Origin of the sequence: Pseudomonas sp. (assembly GCF_035277045.1) — a bacterium.
In the GTDB taxonomy this organism is placed as follows: Bacteria; Pseudomonadota; Gammaproteobacteria; order Pseudomonadales; family Pseudomonadaceae; genus Aquipseudomonas.
The window spans coordinates 1-14821 of sequence record NZ_DATELE010000154.1 but is presented as its reverse complement, the minus strand read 5'-3'; the positions used below and the strand labels follow the sequence as shown (position 1 = coordinate 14821).

At 66.3% G+C, this 14821-nt stretch carries 18 protein-coding genes; 3 read left to right on the top strand and 15 right to left on the bottom strand.

Going from position 1 to position 14821, the window contains the following annotated elements:
* The 8 genes from VJS90_RS07175 to ccmA form a co-directional block, all read right to left on the bottom strand.
* Positions 1 to 251, bottom strand: a 251-nt coding sequence (locus VJS90_RS07175) for a cytochrome c-type biogenesis protein (protein WP_324120439.1), incomplete at its 3' end; no start/stop codon positions are given.
* On the bottom strand, positions 248 to 784 hold the full coding sequence (locus VJS90_RS07170) for a DsbE family thiol:disulfide interchange protein (RefSeq protein ID WP_324120437.1): 537 nt from the start codon (positions 782 to 784) through the stop codon (positions 248 to 250). The genes VJS90_RS07175 and VJS90_RS07170, both read right to left, overlap by 4 nt.
* Positions 781 to 2754 (bottom strand): heme lyase CcmF/NrfE family subunit, encoded by a 1974-nt coding sequence (locus tag VJS90_RS07165; RefSeq protein ID WP_324120444.1) that lies wholly within the window; start codon positions 2752 to 2754, stop codon positions 781 to 783. The genes VJS90_RS07170 and VJS90_RS07165 overlap by 4 nt, the downstream gene beginning before the upstream one ends.
* Before the next feature lie 11 nt (positions 2755 to 2765).
* Positions 2766 to 3209, bottom strand: a complete 444-nt coding sequence (gene ccmE, locus VJS90_RS07160) for a cytochrome c maturation protein CcmE (protein WP_324120435.1) — start codon at positions 3207 to 3209, stop codon at positions 2766 to 2768.
* A complete protein-coding gene (gene ccmD / locus VJS90_RS07155) occupies positions 3206 to 3382 on the bottom strand; it encodes a heme exporter protein CcmD (protein WP_324120433.1) in 177 nt (58 codons plus the stop codon). The genes ccmE and ccmD overlap by 4 nt, the downstream gene beginning before the upstream one ends.
* Positions 3379 to 4146 carry a heme ABC transporter permease gene (locus VJS90_RS07150; protein WP_324120431.1) on the bottom strand — a complete coding sequence of 256 codons (768 nt, stop codon included), beginning with the start codon at positions 4144 to 4146 and terminating at the stop codon, positions 3379 to 3381. The genes ccmD and VJS90_RS07150 overlap by 4 nt, the downstream gene beginning before the upstream one ends.
* Before the next feature lie 46 nt (positions 4147 to 4192).
* Entirely contained in the window at positions 4193 to 4861 is a 669-nt protein-coding gene (gene ccmB / locus VJS90_RS07145) for a heme exporter protein CcmB (RefSeq protein WP_324120429.1), read from the bottom strand.
* The gene (gene ccmA, locus VJS90_RS07140; protein ID WP_324120443.1) at positions 4858 to 5439 is read right to left on the bottom strand and encodes a cytochrome c biogenesis heme-transporting ATPase CcmA; all 582 of its coding nucleotides are present in this window, start codon (positions 5437 to 5439) and stop codon (positions 4858 to 4860) included. Before ccmA ends, ccmB begins: the two co-directional genes overlap by 4 nt.
* Positions 5440 to 5656: 217 nt before the next feature.
* On the opposite strand from ccmA, the gene VJS90_RS07135 reads away from it, so the two are divergent.
* The 3 genes from VJS90_RS07135 to VJS90_RS07125 all read left to right on the top strand — a co-directional run bounded on the left by VJS90_RS07135 (position 5657) and on the right by VJS90_RS07125 (position 10393).
* The gene (locus VJS90_RS07135) at positions 5657 to 7210 is read left to right on the top strand and encodes a flagellar hook-length control protein FliK (protein ID WP_324120427.1); all 1554 of its coding nucleotides are present in this window, start codon (positions 5657 to 5659) and stop codon (positions 7208 to 7210) included.
* Positions 7207 to 7557, top strand: a complete 351-nt coding sequence (locus VJS90_RS07130) for an EscU/YscU/HrcU family type III secretion system export apparatus switch protein (RefSeq protein WP_324120425.1) — start codon at positions 7207 to 7209, stop codon at positions 7555 to 7557. The genes VJS90_RS07135 and VJS90_RS07130 overlap by 4 nt, the downstream gene beginning before the upstream one ends.
* 61 nt (positions 7558 to 7618) lie before the next feature.
* Positions 7619 to 10393 carry a dermonecrotic toxin domain-containing protein gene (locus VJS90_RS07125; RefSeq protein WP_324120423.1) on the top strand — a complete coding sequence of 925 codons (2775 nt, stop codon included), beginning with the start codon at positions 7619 to 7621 and terminating at the stop codon, positions 10391 to 10393.
* Positions 10394 to 10460: 67 nt separating this feature from the next.
* On the opposite strand, the gene VJS90_RS07120 is transcribed toward VJS90_RS07125, so the two are convergent.
* From VJS90_RS07120 to VJS90_RS07090, 7 genes are all read right to left on the bottom strand, one after another.
* Positions 10461 to 10856: a DUF2802 domain-containing protein gene (locus tag VJS90_RS07120; RefSeq protein WP_324120421.1), complete on the bottom strand. Its 396-nt coding sequence runs from the start codon at positions 10854 to 10856 to the stop codon at positions 10461 to 10463.
* Position 10857: 1 nt separating this feature from the next.
* Positions 10858 to 11337: a chemotaxis protein CheW gene (locus VJS90_RS07115; protein WP_158460343.1), complete on the bottom strand. Its 480-nt coding sequence runs from the start codon at positions 11335 to 11337 to the stop codon at positions 10858 to 10860.
* Between the two features lie 44 nt (positions 11338 to 11381).
* A complete protein-coding gene (locus VJS90_RS07110; RefSeq protein ID WP_324120418.1) occupies positions 11382 to 12221 on the bottom strand; it encodes a CheW domain-containing protein in 840 nt (279 codons plus the stop codon).
* Positions 12221 to 13009 (bottom strand): ParA family protein, encoded by a 789-nt coding sequence (locus tag VJS90_RS07105; RefSeq protein ID WP_324120416.1) that lies wholly within the window; start codon positions 13007 to 13009, stop codon positions 12221 to 12223. The genes VJS90_RS07110 and VJS90_RS07105 overlap by 1 nt, the downstream gene beginning before the upstream one ends.
* A gap of 118 nt (positions 13010 to 13127) precedes the next feature.
* Positions 13128 to 13946, bottom strand: a complete 819-nt coding sequence (motD, locus tag VJS90_RS07100; protein ID WP_324120414.1) for a flagellar motor protein MotD — start codon at positions 13944 to 13946, stop codon at positions 13128 to 13130.
* Between the two features lie 3 nt (positions 13947 to 13949).
* Positions 13950 to 14690: a flagellar motor protein gene (locus tag VJS90_RS07095; protein WP_324120412.1), complete on the bottom strand. Its 741-nt coding sequence runs from the start codon at positions 14688 to 14690 to the stop codon at positions 13950 to 13952.
* On the bottom strand, positions 14690 to 14821 hold a 132-nt coding region (locus VJS90_RS07090), incomplete at its 5' end, for a chemotaxis protein CheB (RefSeq protein ID WP_324120441.1). The genes VJS90_RS07090 and VJS90_RS07095, both read right to left, overlap by 1 nt.

Here is a 14821-nt window from a genome sequence, read left to right as displayed (position 1 = left end):
AAGTCGACGATCTGCTGGTTGCTCTTGCCCTCGCCGAGCATGCGGAAGATTTCCCGGCGCAGGTCGGCGGCGATCGGCGCGTTGGAATCGGCGATGTCCTGGTTCTGGCACTTGGGGCAGCGCAGTTCCTTGGTCAGCTGGTGATAACGCTCGCGCTCGGCGTCGTCGGCGAAGCGATAGGTATCGATGGCCGCCTGCGCCACGCCGCCAAGGCCCAAGGCGAGCACCGCGGCCGCTAGCCAGCGCCTCATGGCCGGGCCTCGTCGACCAGGCCCTGGTACAGCGGCGCAAGCTGCTCGCGCCACACCGTGGCATCGACGATGCCGACATGCTTGTAGCGGATGACCCCCTTGGCATCGATCAGGAAGGTTTCCGGCGCGCCGTACACCCCAAGGTCCAGGCCCAGGGTGCCCTGCTCATCCCGGATATCGAGCTGGTAGGGGTTGTGGAAATCACGCAGCCATTTCAGCGCCGCGCCGTTGTCGTCCTTGTAGTTGACGCCGTGGATCACCACGCCTTGCTGCGCCAGCTGGTTCAGGTACGGGTGCTCGACCTTGCACGAAGGGCACCACGTGCCCCAGACGTTGACCAGCGCAGGCCTGCCCATCAGGTCGGCCTGGGTCAGCGTGCGGTCACCCTGCACCGAGGCCAGGGAAAACGCCGGGAACGGCTTGCCGATCATCGCCGAAGGCAACTCGGTAGGGTCCAGGTACAGCCCCCGATAGAGGAATACCGCCACCAGCAGGAACAACGCCAGTGGCAACACCATGATCCAACGTTTCATGCGGTGGCTCCAGACAGGCCCAGTACATCACGCACCCGGGCAGTGACCTTGACCCGGTAACGCCGGTCGAAGGCCGCCACCAGACCACCCAGGCCAGTCAGCAGACCGCCCAGCCAGATCCAGCGGACATAAGGTTTGACGTGCACGCGCACGGCCCAGGCGCCATTGTCCAGCGGCTCGCCGAGCGCGACATACAGGTCGCGGGTAAAGCCTGCATCGATGCCGGCCTCGGTCATCACCGACTGCTGCACGGTGTACAGGCGTTTCTCGGGATGCAGCACGCTGATTACGTGCCCGTCCTCCAGCACCCGCACGGTGCCCTTGTCGGACGTGAAGTTGGGCCCTTCGAAGTGCCGCGCACCCTCGAAGACGAACTGGTAGCCCGCAAGCTCGACCCCCTCGCCCGGCGCCATGCGCAGGTCGCGCTCGGCGCTGTTGTGGCTCGACAGCACCACGCCCAGCGCGCAGACCGCCAGGCCCAGGTGCGCCAGCTGCATGCCCCAGTAGCTGCGGGTCAGCGTGCGCAGGCCTTTGAGCAGGCCTTTGTGACGGGTCTTGTCGACGATATCCCGAGCACCGGCCAGCACCACCCACGCGGCCAGGGCGAAGGTGGTCAGCACCGCCCAGTCGAAACCGTCGACCAGCAGCCCGCCGAGCGGCGCGAGGATCGCGCAGCCCACCAGCACCGGCGTCAGCATGCCCACAAGCCATTTGCCGGGCGTGTCCTTCCAGCGCACCAGCACGCCGATGCCCAGCACCAGCATCAGCAGCGCCATCAGCGGCAGGAACAAGGCATCGAAGTACGGTGGCCCGACCGACAGCTTGGCGCCGGTCAAGGCGTCGAGGATCAGCGGATACAGCGTGCCAAGCAGGATCATCGAGGCCGCCACCACCAGCACCAGGTTGTTGGCCAGCAGCAGCGTTTCGCGCGACCACAGGGCAAAGCCGACACGACTCTTGACCACCGGCGCGCGCAGGGCGAACAGCGTCAGCGAACCGCCGACCACGCACAGCAGGAAGATCAGGATGAACACGCCGCGGGCAGGATCGGAGGCAAAGGCATGCACCGAGGTCAGCACCCCGGAGCGGACCAGGAAGGTGCCGAGCAGGCTCAGCGAGAACGCTGCGATGGCCAGCAGCACGGTCCAGCTCTTGAACACCCCGCGCTTTTCGGTCACCGCCAGCGAGTGGATCAATGCCGTACCGACCAGCCATGGCATGAAGGAGGCGTTTTCCACCGGGTCCCAGAACCACCAGCCACCCCAGCCCAGCTCGTAGTAGGCCCACCACGAGCCCAGGGTGATACCGATCCCCAGGAAGGCCCAGGCCACGAGGGTCCACGGCCGCGACCAGCGCGCCCAGGCCGCGTCCAGGCGCCCGCCGAGCAGCGCGGCGATGGCGAAGGCGAAGGCGACCGAGAAGCCTACATAGCCCATGTAGAGCATCGGCGGATGCACGATCAGGCCGAAGTCCTGCAGCAGCGGGTTGAGGTCGCGCCCGTCGGTCGGCACCTGCGGAAGCATGCGTTCGAAGGGGTTGGAGGTGATGATCAGGAACGCCAGGAAGCCCACGCTGATCATCCCCATCACCGCCAGCACCCGCGCCAGCATCACCTGCGGCAACTGCCGCGAGCACACCGAAACGGCGAAGGTCCAGCCTCCGAGGATCAACGCCCACAGCAGCAGCGAGCCCTCGTGGGCGCCCCACACCGCGCTGAACTTGTAGTACCAGGGCAAGGCGCTGTTGGAGTTGCTGGCCACGTAGGCGACCGAGAAGTTGTCGGTCATGAAGGCGTGGGTCAGGCAGGCGAAGGCGAACACCAGGAACGCGAACTGCCCCCAGGCGGCCGGCCGCGCCAGGCCCATCCACAGGCTGTCGCCGCGCCAGGCGCCAAACAGCGGAACGGTCGCCTGGACCCCGGCAAAGCAGATCGCCAGGATCATCGCCAGCTGGCCGAGTTCAGGAATCAGCAGGGCCGCGTTCATGGCTGGGCTCCCGCTTGGCCGCTTTCCTTCAGCGCCTTGGTGACTTCGGGCGGCATGTATTTCTCATCGTGCTTGGCCAGCACCTCGTCGGCCACCACCACGCCGTCGGCATTGAGCTTGCCGAGGGCGACGATGCCCTGCCCCTCGCGGAACAGGTCCGGCAGGATGCCACGGTAGGTGATCGGCACCGACTTGTTGAAATCGGTGACCACGAAGCGTACGTCCAGTGAGTCGCCAGAGCGTTGCAGCGAGCCCTTCTCGACCATGCCGCCGGCGCGGATGCGCGTGTCCTGCGGGGCCTCGCCATTGGCGATCTGGGTCGGGGTGTAGAACAGGTTGATGTTTTCCTGCAGGGCGCTCAAGGCCAAGGCCAAGGCGACGCCGACGCCGGCCACCAGGCCGAGGATAAGGAACAGGCGTTTCTTGCGCTGCGGATTCACGGCTGGTTCTCCCGGCGCAGACGGCGCGCCTCTTCTTGCAGGTAACGACGGCGCGCCAGCACGGGCGCCGCGACATTCAGCGCCAGCACCGCCAGGCAGATGCCATAGGCCGACCAGACGTACAGGCCGTGATGGCCCATGGCGAGAAAATCACTGAAGGATGCAAAGCTCATCGCGCCGCCCCCCGCCCCAGGCTGTTCAGCACCTCGTCCCTGACCCAGCTCGCGCGTGCCTCGCGCTTGAGCACTTCAAGGCGCATGCGCAGCAGCAGCACGGCACCAAAGAAACAGTAGAAGCCCAGCACCGTGAGCAGCAACGGCAGCCACATCTCGGCCGGCATCGCGGGTTTTTCGGTGAGGGTGAAGGTGGCGCCCTGGTGCAGGGTGTTCCACCACTCCACCGAGTACTTGATGATCGGAATGTTCACCACCCCGACCAGCGCCAGCACCGCGCAGGCCTTGGCGGCGCTGTCGCGGTTGCTGATCGCCTGGCCCAGCGCGATGATCCCGAAATACAGGAACAGCAGAATCAGCATCGATGTCAGCCGTGCGTCCCAGACCCACCAGCTACCCCAGGTCGGCTTGCCCCAGATCGCGCCGGTGACCAGCGCCACCGCGGTCATCCAGGCACCGACGGGGGCCGCGCACTGCAGCGCGACGTCGGCGATCTTCATCTTCCACACCAGCCCCACCGCGCCGGCCACCGCCAGCAGCACGTAGCAGGACTGCGCCAGCATCGCTGCCGGCACGTGGATATAGATGATTCGGAAACTGTTGCCCTGCTGATAGTCCTGCGGGGCGAATACCAGGCCCCAGACCACGCCCACCAGTAGCAGCAGCACGGCCGAAACGGCAAGCCACGGCAGCAGGCGGCCGCTGATCGCATAGAACCATTTCGGGGAGCCCAGCTTGTGAAACCACGTCCAGCTTGTTTTCATCACGGTACATCCAGGGTCTTTGCTGGGCGCAAGCGCCCAGACCTCGTTATTCGCCGACGCTGATCTTCAGGCCGGCCGCTATTGCAAAGGGTGCCAGGGTCACGGCCAGGGCAGCCAGGCTGCCAAGCCAGAGCAGGTAACCGGTCGCCGGCATGGCTTGCAGCGCCGCCTGCAAGGCGCCACTGCCCAGGATCAGCACCGGGATATACAACGGCAGTATCAGCAGCGCCAGCAGCAGGCCGCCCCGCTTGAGACCGACGGTCAGCGCCGCCCCCACCGCGCCCAGCAGGCTGAGCACCGGCGTGCCCAGCAGCAGCGAGGCCAGCAACACCGGCAGGCAGGCAGGCGGCAGGCCGAGCATCAAGGCCAGCAGCGGCGCCAACAATACCAGCGCAAGCCCGGAAAAGATCCAGTGGGCCAGCACCTTGGCCAGCACCAGCATCGGCAAAGGGTGCGAGGACAGCACCCATTGCTCGAGCGAGCCATCCTCGAAATCGCTGCGAAACAGCCCGTCCAGCGAGAGCAGCACGGACAGCAGCGCAGCCACCCAGACCAGTCCTGGCGAGAGGGTTTGCAACAATTGCGTCTCGGGCCCGACCGCCAGGGGAAACAGCGCGACGACGATGGCAAAGAATACCAGAGGGTTGGCCAGCTCCGCCGGCCGGCGGCACAGCAGACGGGCCTCGCGGCGCAACAGCAGGACAAACACGCTCATGCTGCCCACCGCCCCAGGTTCAGTTCGCGGTAGCCGGACGGCGTGCGCGCGAGGGTGTGGTGGGTGGTCAGCACGACCATGCCGCCCTGCTCGCAGTGCGCCGCCAGGTGCGCCTCCAGCTGGGCCACGCCCTGCTTGTCGAGGGCCGTGTAGGGCTCATCGAGGATCCACAGCGGCGGGCTGTCCAGGTACAGGCGCGCCAAGGCGACCCGGCGCTGCTGGCCCGCCGACAGGGTGTGGCATGGGACATCCTCGAATCCGCGCAGGCCGACGGCCTCCAGCGCTTGCCAGATGGCAGCAGTGCTGGCGGGCTGGTGCAAGGCGCACAGCCAGGAGAGGTTTTCCTCGGCGCTGAGCAGGTCTTTGATCCCGGCGGCGTGGCCGATCCACAACAAGACCTTGGCCAGTTCAAGGCGCTGGGCCGCCAGCGGCTGGCCGTTGAGCAGGATCTGCCCGGCGGTCGGCTGCATCAGGCCGGCCAGCAGCCGCAGCAGGCTGGTCTTGCCGCTGCCGTTGGGACCGCTGACCTGCAGCATGTCGCCTGGCCGCAACTGCAGGTCCAGGTGCTCGAAGAGCATGCGCCAGTCGCGCTCGCAGGCCAGGCCCACGGCTTGAAGATGAAGGGTCACGGTTTCGCCTTGTGCAATGGCTGTCTCAAGTCGGCTGCGGCCCTGCCGTTATACTGGCAGTGGCGCACGCCCCTGCTGTGGAGGGGCTGCCGCCGAACGATCGGCCGGCATTATACATGCGGCATCCCGCCGCCAGACATGCTGGTTTCACAGGTTGTATACAATCATGACGGAAATCAATAGCCTCGCCGCGCAAAACCCGGTCACCCATCAGGCCACCAAGGCCTCGATGACCGGCGAACTGCTGCGCCTGCTGCAGCCGCAGCCCGGCCTGCTGGCGCCGGGCGAGACCGCCAGTGCCCAGGTCATGTCCCTGCGCCAGGTCGGCCAGGACTTCCAGATGCTGCTGCGCCTGACCCTGGCCAACGGCAGCCAGGCGCAACTGCAGGCCAGCGCCGCCCAGCCGCTGCCCCAGGGCAGCCAGCTGACCGTCAGCCAGTCGACCAGCAGCGGCCTGAACATCACCTTGCAGCAGGCCTTTGCCAGCAACATCACCACCCTTACCCATCTCGATACCCGCCAGGTACCGGTGGGCACGCTGCTCCAGGGCAAGGTGGTGACCAGCCAGGCATTGCCCCAGGGCGAGGGTTTCCGTTCGCTGGTCACCCTGCTCAACAGCGCCCAGGCCGGTGCCACGCTGGCCATCGAGGGCGCACGGCCGCTGGCGGTGGGCAGCTTGCTCAGCGCCGTGGTGCAAGGCGAGCAGTCACTGCGTTTCGTGCCCTTGAGCGGGCGCCAGGATCAACTGGCCGTCGCCCAGCAGCTGTCGACCCAGCAAAACCGCCAGGTGTCTCTGCCGGGGCTGCTCGATGCACTGGCGCAACTGCGCGCCGATGCCGGCACCAGCGGCGAGTTGCGCGGCAGTGCCGAGCGCCTGCTCTCCAGCCTGCCAGACATCCGCCAGCTCACCGATGCCAAGGCCCTGGCCCAGGCACTGGGCAACAGCGGCGCGTTTCTTGAGGGCAGGCTGCTGGGTGGGGCCGCGGGCGTCGGCGATGACCTTAAGGGGCAGATGGTACGCCTGGTCGCGCAATTGCTGCCCGGCGTGCCCGGCAACAGCGTGTTCAACCCGGCCGCCGCCGCCAGCACCCTGGCCCAGGCCATGCCCGGCCTCGCGCGCAACGCCTTGGGCATGCTCGGCCAGGTCAGCCCGCGGCCGCAGCCGGGCGGTTTTCCGCTGCCTTCGCGACTGTTGCAGAACCTGGAGAAGGAAGGCGACCTGCAGCAGCTGTTGCGCCTGGCCGCGGGCGCCATCGCACGTCTGCAAAGCCACCAGCTGTCCAGCCTGCAACAGACCGGCACCACCGACAGCGGCAACCTGCAGACCACCTGGCAAACGGAGATCCCGGTGCGCAGTGGCCAGGACTTCGTCCCCTTGCAGGTCAAGCTGCAGCGCGAGGAGACGCCGGAGCAGCAGCACGACCCGCAACGCGAGCAGCGTGATCCATTGCAGTCGCTGTGGCGCATCGAGCTGGCCTTCGACATCAGCCCGCTCGGCCCGCTGCAGGTACAGGCGCAGCTGCTGCAGGGCAGCCTCAGCGGTCAGCTGTGGGCCGAACGCCCAGCCACCGCGCAACTGATCGACACACAGCTGGGCGAGCTGCGCGAACGGTTGCTGGCCCGTGGACTGAACGTCGGCGAGCTGCACTGCCATCCGGGCACACCGCCACAAGGGCCTCGTACCCGTCTCGAACAACGCTGGGTGGATGAAACCGCATGACCGACAAGCAGCCCCGCCAGGCCATCGCGCTAAGCTACGACGGCCAGCAGGCCCCTACCCTCAGCGCCAAGGGCGATGATGAGCTGGCCGAGGCCATCCTGGCGATCGCCCGCCAGCACGAAGTGCCCATCTACGAGAACGCTGAACTGGTGCGCCTGCTCGCGCGCCTGGAGCTGGGCGAACAGATTCCCGAGGCGCTGTACCTGACCATCGCCGAGATCATCGCCTTTGCCTGGCAACTGCGCGGCAAGGTGCCGACGGGCTTTGTCGACGAGGCGCCAGTGCCCCGCGATGTCACCCCGGGACGGCCCGGCCTGCCCCCTCCTCCCGGCGCCAGCGATATCTAACACCCACGCAGCCTTGGCGTTATCGATCCTGTGCTCCTTTTTCCACCACAGGATCGCCTGAATGAACGCCTTTCCTTCCGACAACCTGCACTGGGTGCGCGCCGCGCTGGCCAATTTTCCCCGCCCCGACCGCAGAGCACGGGACGTGCTCGAACAATGGCTGGGTACCCAGGGCGTCACGCTGGCGCCGGACGAGATCGACGTCGTCACCCTCCACTACCAGCTCGAACCGCTAGGTGAAGGCCGGGCGCACTACCGGGAGCGCGCGGTCATCACTGGCAAGCAGACACTGGTCGAGGCCCTGCTCGGCAACTGGCAGGGCGAGCCCGCCGAGGGCTATGGCGGATTTCACTATGGCAACTGGGCAGGCACACCGCCTCGCGGAGAGCTGACGCTCGTCGACCGCCTCGAACCCCCGGACGCGTTTCACAACGGCCCCAACTACCTGGTGTACAACGGCCTCTACCGGCACACCCAGCCTGCGCGCTACGACGCGGACACGCACATCGCCCTGCGGGCCGAAGCCGTTCAGACATTCATCTGGAGCCTGCACTTTCACAACCTCTACAAGGGCGAGCTGGACCGCTACTGGCAGGACCGCGCAACGGCCTACCAGCACGCTGCCAAGATCAACTTCATCGCCGCCTGCAACAAGCAGGTGCTTGAAGGCAGCCTGTCGGAGCACGCGCGCCAGCTGGCCTGGCAGATCGCGGGCCTGGTGCCGCACGCGCGCTGGCAGGATGCAGGCCTTGCCGCGAGCCCGCATCCGCGGGTCCAGGCGCGGATGCTCAATGTGTACGGTTATGCCGCCACTGCGCTGCTGTGCATCCAGGACAACCACAGCGGCCTGACGCTGCTGTACATCCCCGGCAATTCATCGCCGCTGCACCCGTTCGAGAGCGAGTCGGCGATGAAACAGTGGGTGGCCCGGCAATGCCAGGCCCACGCCACGCGCGACGCCCTACGCGACTGCTTCAGCCCGGCGGACTGGCCCGACGGCCTGGACTTCAGCGGCCTGGAGACCGCCTTAACCGGTTTGGGGCTCTACCCCAAGGCGCATCATCCTCCCGTCAACCAGTCCGGCTTCGCCACCAGCGGCACCTGGGACCCGCAAGAGATGGTCAACTACCGGCCTGAACACTACAGCCCGGTCATCCAGGGCGATCCCTTCGAAGCACTGACCGAGCGCCAACGCCTGCGCTCCTACGCCGATGCCGACACACTGATCACCAGCAACCAGCAGATCGACAAGGCCCGTTGGCGTACGTACCTGAGCCTCGCCACCACCTTGCTGCTGCCGGTGGCCCTGGTGATGCCAGAGCTGGGGCCGCTGCTGCTGGCCGGCGGGCTCACCCAGTTCGGGCTGGGCCTGGACCAGGCGATCAACGGCAAGACCCTGCACGACAAGGTGCAGGGCGTGGAGAATCAGGTCTACGGGCTGCTGAACGCGTTGCCGCTGGCGGTCGGAACCCTGGCCTCGGGCTCCGCGTTGTTTGTCTACCGGCAGCCAGGCTTCGTGCCCTTTGCCAGGCTCGCTCGGGGGCTGTCCGAAACGCCTCTGGTGGAACCGCCGATCGGGCTGGAGCCGGTGAGAAGCGCCTTTCGGCCGGTCGAGGAGGTGGCCCGGTTTCCTGCGCAGGCGCCCGCCTACCTGGTCACCCGCATCGATGCCGGCCTGTACCCGCGGTTCAACGCGCTGATCGCCGAGAGCCCCGACGCTGGCAGGGTTGCGGTGCACTACGAACTCGGCAGCGACAGTTTCATCCGCGGCACCGATCTGGGCAGTGCAGACGTGCCGCGCTTCATCGCTCCGCAGCAGGGTGGCAGTGGCCTGGTCCGCCTTGACAACCCCAGCCGCCTGGTCAGCGATGCGCAGCGCATGGAGAGCCTGCGCCGGCTGGGCATCCAGGTTGATCTGCCGGTCGATTTCGCCCCCTACCAGACGCTGGCGCGCACACCGATCCCCCGTCGCCTGTTCAGCATCTGGGTGGGGAATAGGGAGATCGGCGCGCCGTTTCTTGACGCCTTGGCCCACAACTCACGCGCTATGGAAGGCGCCGACCATGAATACCAGCTGTTCCTGTCGCGCCAGCAACCTGCGGTGTACGCGCGCAATCATGCGCTGCTGACGGCGCACGCGCCAAGGATCATGGTGTTGCCCCTCGAAGACCAGCCAGCCTTCGCAAGCTTCGCCCGAAGCCGCTATTTCGCCCAGTACCAGGCGGCGCTGGACGGCAACGGCGGGCTGGCGCGCAACTGCAGCTCGGCGGCGGATATCTTGCGGGTGCGCCTCCTGCATGCCGATGGAGGACTGTACATGGACGCCGACGACCGCTTGGTGCTGCCAGCCGCCCCCGGTCCCACCAGTCCCTTGCTCACCCGCTTCACGCTGACGACCACCCACGACGGACTGGTCCTGGCCCCACCGGTTTCCAACGACCGGCTCGGGATGTACCTGAAATACAACACCAGCATGATGGGCAGCCATGCCGGCAACCCGACGCTGGATGCGATTTCGGATGAAATGCTGCAGCGCTATGCCGACGATCCGGGGTTCTATCAGCATCGTCCCGACCCTCGCCTCGAACCGACGGCGTTCGAGGACTATGCCCGGCGTCTCAACCGCCTGACCGGGCCTGGCGTGGTGAATGACGTGATTGACCAGCGCCTGCCCTGGCTGCGGCAGTTGCGTGAACTCTGCGTGCTGATGGTCGCGCCCGTGCTGGATGTGACAAAGGTGGTTCGGCTCAACCAGCTGGTCCAGGCCCTCCAGGAGCAAGCGCCCCTGGACCAGCTGATCGAAATGGGCCAGGCCAACAGCTGGACCGTTACCTGACTCGCAGCTTGCACGGGTATGGCGCTGGGCCTGTGGGAGCGGGCCGACCGCGGGACAGGCAGGCGGCTCACTGCCCGCGGTGCAGCTTGCTCATCAGCTCGGCCTCGGCGCGGGTCAGGCCGCAGGTCTGGCTGAGCTCGTCGACGCTGGCGCCCATGCCGACCAGGCGGGCAGCCTGGGTGAACGACAGGCTGTTGGGGTCGCGCTGCTCCAGTTGCAGAAGCTTGTCGGGCAGCGGCGCGACCACCGCGCGAAGCTCGTGCAGCGCCTCGCCCATGCGCACGCTGCCGTTCTGGTAGTCATCCAGGCGCTTGGACAGGTCCTTGATGCGCTGGTCACGCAGCGCATCGCCCTGGGCCTGCTGGACCGCCAGCTCACGCTGGCGCTTGGTGTGGTTCAGGAAGAACCACAGGCTCAGCGCCCAGAGCAGCGCCAGGAAGATGACAGCAACCTCGTAGATCAACTCAGATGTTCTCCAGCTCGGACCACTCTTCCTCGGTCATCATCTTGTCGAGTTCAACCAGGATCAGCAGCTCGCCGTTCTTGTTGCACACGCCCTGGATGAACTTGGCCGACTCCTCGTTACCGACGTTCGGCGCGGTCTCGACTTCGGACTGGCGCAGGTAGACCACCTCGGCGACGCTGTCGACCAGGATACCCACGACCTGCTTGTCGGCCTCGATGATCACGATACGGGTGTTGTCGGTCACCTCGGTCGGCATCAGGCCAAAGCGCTGGCGGGTGTCGATCACCGTCACCACGTTGCCGCGCAGGTTGATGATGCCCAGCACATAGCTCGGCGCACCCGGTACCGGGGCGATCTCGGTGTAGCGAAGCACTTCCTGTACCTGCATCACGTTGATGCCATAGGACTCATTGTCCAGGCGGAAGGTGACCCACTGCAGGATCGGATCCTCGGAACCCTGTGCAGACGACTTTTTCATTCCCCAAACCCTCAAAATCCGCCTTGGGCGGTGTGTTCTTTCGTTTACTGATTGATGTGCATCTGTTTGACAGCGCCGCTGGCGATCAGCTCGGCCAGCTCCGCGACGTCAAGCAGCGCGCACATGTGTTCGATCACCGTGCCGGCCAGCCATGGGCGCTGGCCCCGCTGGCTACGCCACTTGATCTCGTTCGGGTCCAGGCGCAGCGAGCGGCTGACCTGATGCACCGCCAACCCCCATTCGTAGCCCTGCACCGATATCACGTACTGCAATCCCTGGCGAAAATCATCGCGGTAGCGGTCAGGCATGACCCAGCGCGCGGTGTCCAGCACCTTCAGGTTGCCCGCCTGGCACGGCAGGATGCCGAGAAACCAGTCAGGCTGGCCAAACAGCGGTGTGAGCTCCTGCCCGGCCAAGTTGTAGATCGAGCCCAGGCACACCAGCGGCACCGCCAGGGTCAGGCCGGCTACGTCGAACAGCAGGCACTCGAAAGGCTCGGCGGCCCAGGCCGGACGGCCATCGACGGCGTCCGGCGGCACTGGCGCGGCAGGCGCGGCCGGTACGTGCAGGTCGACCAAGGGTTCGGCCGGCGCAGGCACGTCGGCCAGCGGTTCGGCAGGCGCCTGCAGGTCGAGCAACACCGGCACGCAAGCCTGGGGAATCACCTCGGCTTCCACCACGGCAACCACGGGCTGGGCATCACGGGCCTGCTCCTCGCGCACCGCGGCTTCGAATTCATCGGTAGGCACCGACCGGCCCTCGGGCTCGGCCGTGGGCAGGTCCAGGGGCGCGTCGAACGCTTCGGTCGCCTCCTGCAACAAGCCATCAAGATAGGACTGCAGGGCCAGTTGCGGCCGCGTGGAGGTCTGCGTGGAGCGAGTCATCAAGCTACCTGCAATGCGCTGTTGTGGGTCAGCAACTGCTTGAGCAGCGCCCGGTAGGCAACCACGCCACGGCTCTTGCCATCGAACTGCGAAGGCGTCACCCCTGCGCGGCTCGCGTCACGCAGCCGCGTGTCGACCGGAATGAAGCCCTGCCACAGGTGTTCCGGGTAGCCGTCGCGCAGCACCTTCAAGGTACCCAGCGACGCCTGGGTGCGCCGGTCGAACAGCGTCGGCACGATGTGGTACGGCAAGGCCTGCTTGCGCGACCGGTTGACCATCGCCAACGTGCCGACCATGCGTTCCAGCCCCTTGACCGCCAGGTACTCGGTCTGCACCGGGATCACCAGTTGCTGGCTGGCCGCCAAGGCATTGACCATCAGCACACCCAACAGCGGCGGGCTGTCAATCAAGGCATAGTCGAAATCCTGCCACAGCTGCGCCAGACTCTTGGCGATCACCAGCCCCAGGCCACCTTGCCCCGGCGACTGGCGCTCGAGCACCGCCAGCGCGGTGCTCGAGGGCAGCAAGGAGATGCGTTCATGGCTGGTCGGCAGCAGCAACTGCCCGGGCAACCCCTCGGGAACCGCGCCCTTGTGCAGGAACAGGTCATAGCAGCTGTGCTCCAGCGCATCGGGGTTGTGCCCGAAGTAGCTGGTCATGGACCCATGGGGGTCGAGGTCGACCACCACCACGCGCTTGCCCGCGTCGGCAAGCAGGCCGGCCAGGGCGATGGTCGTGGTGGTCTTGCCGACGCCACCTTTTTGATTGGCTACTGCCCAGACTCTCATTGTGCGTTGCTTCCTCCCGGTAGGGCCGCCTGCCCTGCCAGGAACGGGTTTGAAAAAGTCGGTGACGGGGAATTGACGGGATTACCCCCAGCCGTCGCTATGGCCGATGCGGTGCAGTTTATGTGCCAGCCCGCCGCAACGCCGCATCGGGCGTCGAATTTGCCGACCCCGAGCTCGTCAGGCTGCGGCGCACCTCGAGGTTGCGCGAAATCACCAGCACCACCCGGCGATTGCGCGCACGTCCTTCGGCGGTGTCGTTGCTGGTGACCGGCTGGTACTCGCCGTAGCCGACCGACGCCATTCGCCCCGGATCGACACCGTCCATGGCCAGCAGGCGTACGATGCTCGCCGCCCGCGCCGACGACAGCTCCCAGTTGGTCGGGTACTGCGCCGTGCGGATCGGCCGGTTGTCGGTGAAGCCCTCCACGTGCACAGGGTTGGCGAACGGCTTGAGGATGTTCGCCACCTTCTCGATGATCGCGAAGGCCATGTCGCTGGGCATGGCGTCGCCGCTGCCGAACAGCAGGGAGGAATTGAGCTCGATCTCGATCCACAGCTCATTGCCGCGCACGGTCATCTGGTCTGACTTTATGAGGTCGCCAAAGGCCTCGCGCACCTCATCGGTGATGGTCTTGAGCGCGTCGCTGCTGGTCTGCCCAAGGCCCGCGTCCACCTGTTCGCTGTCCTTGACCAGCGGCTCGGCCGGCTTGACGCTCAGCGGCTGCGCATCGCCGATCGGGATCGGCTTGACGCTGCGTTCCGGATCGTTGAACACCCCAAGCAACGCCTGGGAAATGACCTTGTACTTGCCCTCGTTGATCGAGGAAATCGAGTACATGACTACGAAAAACGCGAACAGCAAGGTGATGAAGTCGGCGTACGACACCAGCCAGCGTTCATGGTTTTCGGGTTCTTCGACCTTGCGACGGCGAGCCATGCGTTACTCCATGAAGCCTTGCAGCTTCAGCTCGATAGAGCGTGGATTTTCCCCTTCGGCGATCGACAGCAAACCCTCGAGCAGCATCTCGCGGTAGCGCGACTGGCGCAACGCGACGGCCTTGAGCTTGCTGGCCACCGGCAGCAGGATCAGGTTCGCGCTGGCCACGCCGTAGATCGTCGCGACAAACGCCACGGCGATGCCATTGCCCAGCTGGGACGGGTCGGCCAGGTTGCCCATCACATGGATCAGGCCCATCACCGCGCCGATGATGCCGATGGTCGGCGCGTAGCCGCCCATGCTCTCGAACACCTTGGCTGCCTGGATATCACGGCTTTCCTGGGTCAGGAAATCCACCTCGAGGATGCTGCGGATGGCCTCGGGCTCGGCGCCGTCGACCAGCAGCTGCAGGCCTTTGCGCGCATACGGGTCGGGCTCCGCGTCGGCCACGCCCTCAAGGCCCAGCAGGCCTTCCTTGCGCGCCGTCAGGCTCCAGTTGACCACCCGGTCGATGCCACCGGCCAGGTCGACCCGTGGCGGGAAGAAGATCCACACCAGAATCTGCAAGGCCCGCTTGAACGCGCTCAGGGGCGATTGCAGCAGCGATGCCGCCAGGGTACCGCCAAGCACGATCAGCGCCGCCGGCCCGTTGACCAGCGCCGAGAGATGCCCGCCTTCCAGAAAGTTGCCGCCGATGATGGCGACGAAGGCGAGAATTAGGCCGATCAGGCTCAGGACATCCATCAGACACAGGCCTCGACCAGGTGCTTGCCGATCTCGTCCAGGCTGTAGACCGCGTCGGCCAGGTTGGCCTTGACGATCGCCATGGGCATGCCATAGATCACGCAGCTGGCTTCGTCCTGCGCCCACACGGT

Coding starts and splice junctions, on each gene's coding strand:
- ccmA (WP_324120443.1), bottom strand. CDS start 5,439: ATGCTCTTCGAGCACCTGGACCTGCAGTTGCGGCCAGGCGACATGCTG.
- VJS90_RS07135 (WP_324120427.1), top strand. CDS start 5,657: ATGACGGAAATCAATAGCCTCGCCGCGCAAAACCCGGTCACCCATCAG.
- VJS90_RS07115 (WP_158460343.1), bottom strand. CDS start 11,337: ATGAAAAAGTCGTCTGCACAGGGTTCCGAGGATCCGATCCTGCAGTGG.
- ccmB (WP_324120429.1), bottom strand. CDS start 4,861: ATGAGCGTGTTTGTCCTGCTGTTGCGCCGCGAGGCCCGTCTGCTGTGC.
- motD (WP_324120414.1), bottom strand. CDS start 13,946: ATGGCTCGCCGTCGCAAGGTCGAAGAACCCGAAAACCATGAACGCTGG.
- VJS90_RS07150 (WP_324120431.1), bottom strand. CDS start 4,146: ATGAAAACAAGCTGGACGTGGTTTCACAAGCTGGGCTCCCCGAAATGG.
- ccmD (WP_324120433.1), bottom strand. CDS start 3,382: ATGAGCTTTGCATCCTTCAGTGATTTTCTCGCCATGGGCCATCACGGC.
- VJS90_RS07110 (WP_324120418.1), bottom strand. CDS start 12,221: ATGACTCGCTCCACGCAGACCTCCACGCGGCCGCAACTGGCCCTGCAG.
- VJS90_RS07170 (WP_324120437.1), bottom strand. CDS start 784: ATGAAACGTTGGATCATGGTGTTGCCACTGGCGTTGTTCCTGCTGGTG.
- VJS90_RS07095 (WP_324120412.1), bottom strand. CDS start 14,690: ATGGATGTCCTGAGCCTGATCGGCCTAATTCTCGCCTTCGTCGCCATC.
- VJS90_RS07105 (WP_324120416.1), bottom strand. CDS start 13,009: ATGAGAGTCTGGGCAGTAGCCAATCAAAAAGGTGGCGTCGGCAAGACC.
- VJS90_RS07130 (WP_324120425.1), top strand. CDS start 7,207: ATGACCGACAAGCAGCCCCGCCAGGCCATCGCGCTAAGCTACGACGGC.
- VJS90_RS07125 (WP_324120423.1), top strand. CDS start 7,619: ATGAACGCCTTTCCTTCCGACAACCTGCACTGGGTGCGCGCCGCGCTG.